The following is a 2003-nucleotide window of genomic DNA, read 5'->3' as shown; positions in this document are numbered from 1 at the left end:
CCCGCCTCTCGTAGGAGCTGGCTTGCCAGCGAAGGCGCCCTCACGGGCCCCTTCGCCGGCAAGCCGGCTCCTACAGAAGGTGGGCAGCGCATCCGGGCACGCAACAAAAACAAGAGTGAAACGACAGAACGCAGTAGCTCTAACCCATACGATGTTTGAAGGAGTAACAACATGATTCCGGTGATCTTGTCAGGTGGTAGCGGCTCACGTCTTTGGCCGCTTTCGCGCAAGCAATTCCCCAAGCAGTTCCTCGCCCTGACCGGCGAACACACTTTGTTCCAGCAAACCCTGGAGCGCCTGGTGTTCGAAGGCATGGACACCCCCATCGTGGTCTGCAACAAGGACCACCGCTTCATCGTCAACGAGCAGTTGGCCAACCGTAACCTCGAAACCCAGCGCATCCTCATGGAGCCCTTCGGCCGCAACACCGCCCCGGCCGTGGCCCTGACCGCGATGATGCTGGTCAACGAAGGCCGCGACGAGCTGATGCTGGTGCTGCCCGCCGACCACGTCCTGGACGACCAGAAAGCCCTGCAACGCGCCCTGGCCCTGGCCACCGTGGCCGCCGAGCGTGGCGAAATGGTGCTGTTCGGGGTCCCGGCGACCAAGCCGGAAACCGGCTACGGCTACATCAAGTCCACCAACGATGCGCTGCTCCCGGAGGGGGTCAGCCGGGTCTCGCACTTCGTCGAAAAGCCCGACGAAAAACGCGCCACCGAGTTTGTCCAGGCCGGCGGCTATTTCTGGAACAGCGGCATGTTCCTGTTCCGCGCCAGCCGCTTCCTCGAAGAGCTGAAGAAACACGACCCGGACATCTACGACACCTGCCTCTTGACCCTGGAGCGCAGCCAGCAGGACCCGGACACCGTGACCATCGACGAAGCCACCTTCGCCTGCTGCCCGGACAACTCCATCGACTACGCGGTGATGGAGAAGACCCAGCGCGCCTGCGTGGTGCCCCTGAGCGCCGGCTGGAGCGATGTCGGCTGCTGGTCGTCGCTGTGGGACGTGCATGAAAAAGACGCCAACGGCAACGTCAGCAAAGGCGATGTGGTGATCCAGGACAGCAAGAACTGCATGATCCACGGCAACGGCAAGCTGGTGTCGGTGATCGGCCTGGAAAACATCGTCGTGGTGGAAACCAAGGACGCCATGATGATCGCCCACAAGGACAAGGTCCAAGGGGTGAAACAGATGGTCAACACCCTCAACGAACAGGGCCGCAGCGAAACCCAGAACCACTGCGAGGTCTACCGCCCGTGGGGCTCCTACGACTCGGTGGACATGGGCGGGCGTTTCCAGGTCAAGCACATTTCGGTCAAGCCGGGGGCCTGCCTGTCCCTGCAGATGCACCACCACCGCGCCGAACACTGGATCGTGGTCAGCGGCACCGCCGAAGTCACCTGTGACGAGAACGTGTTCCTGCTCACCGAGAACCAATCCACCTACATCCCGATTGCCTCGGTGCACCGCCTGCGCAACCCGGGCAAGATCCCACTGGAGATCATCGAAGTGCAATCGGGTAGTTATTTGGGCGAGGACGATATCGAGCGCTTTGAAGATATCTACGGCCGCTCCACCCCGGTGGAACGTGGCGTCTCGGTGAAGACCATCGCCCAGTAACAGCGACAGGCTTCAAGCGGCAAGCTGCGAGCAAAAGCAGAAAGCCGTGGTCAGCGAGTCCTTTCAACCCCCTTCCAAGCGCCTGCGTCCCCTATCCGCAGGCGGTTGGACAGGGGGATTTTTTTGTAGCCGCTGCCGCAGGCTGCGAAAAGGGCCGAAGGACCTTCAGCGGTCTTGAGCCCCCTGCGCCCGCTACGCGGTCGTTCGCAGCCTGCGGCAGCGGCTACAAGAAGCAGCGATCAGTAGAGGCAGCCGTAAGCTTCAAGCGGCAAGCCAGATCAACAGCCATCTGTGGATACAAAAGGTCGTTTAAGGCTACACATCTCGGGTTGACCACCCTCTTCTCGCTCCCTATCCTCGCGCCTGTCACGACTCATTCG

1 protein-coding gene is annotated in these 2003 nt (G+C 61.5%); it reads left to right on the top strand.

What is annotated here, in order from left to right; translation table 11 throughout:
* The first annotated feature begins 171 nt into the window (after positions 1 to 171).
* Complete coding sequence (locus BLX41_RS28280; RefSeq protein ID WP_123727545.1) at positions 172 to 1623, top strand: mannose-1-phosphate guanylyltransferase/mannose-6-phosphate isomerase; 1452 nt, start codon at positions 172 to 174, stop codon at positions 1621 to 1623.
* Positions 1624 to 2003 lie beyond the last annotated feature (380 nt).

Source organism: Pseudomonas protegens (assembly GCF_003732485.1).
Classification (GTDB): domain Bacteria; phylum Pseudomonadota; class Gammaproteobacteria; order Pseudomonadales; family Pseudomonadaceae; genus Aquipseudomonas; species Aquipseudomonas protegens_B.
This window is presented reverse-complemented; position numbering and strand designations above follow the sequence as displayed.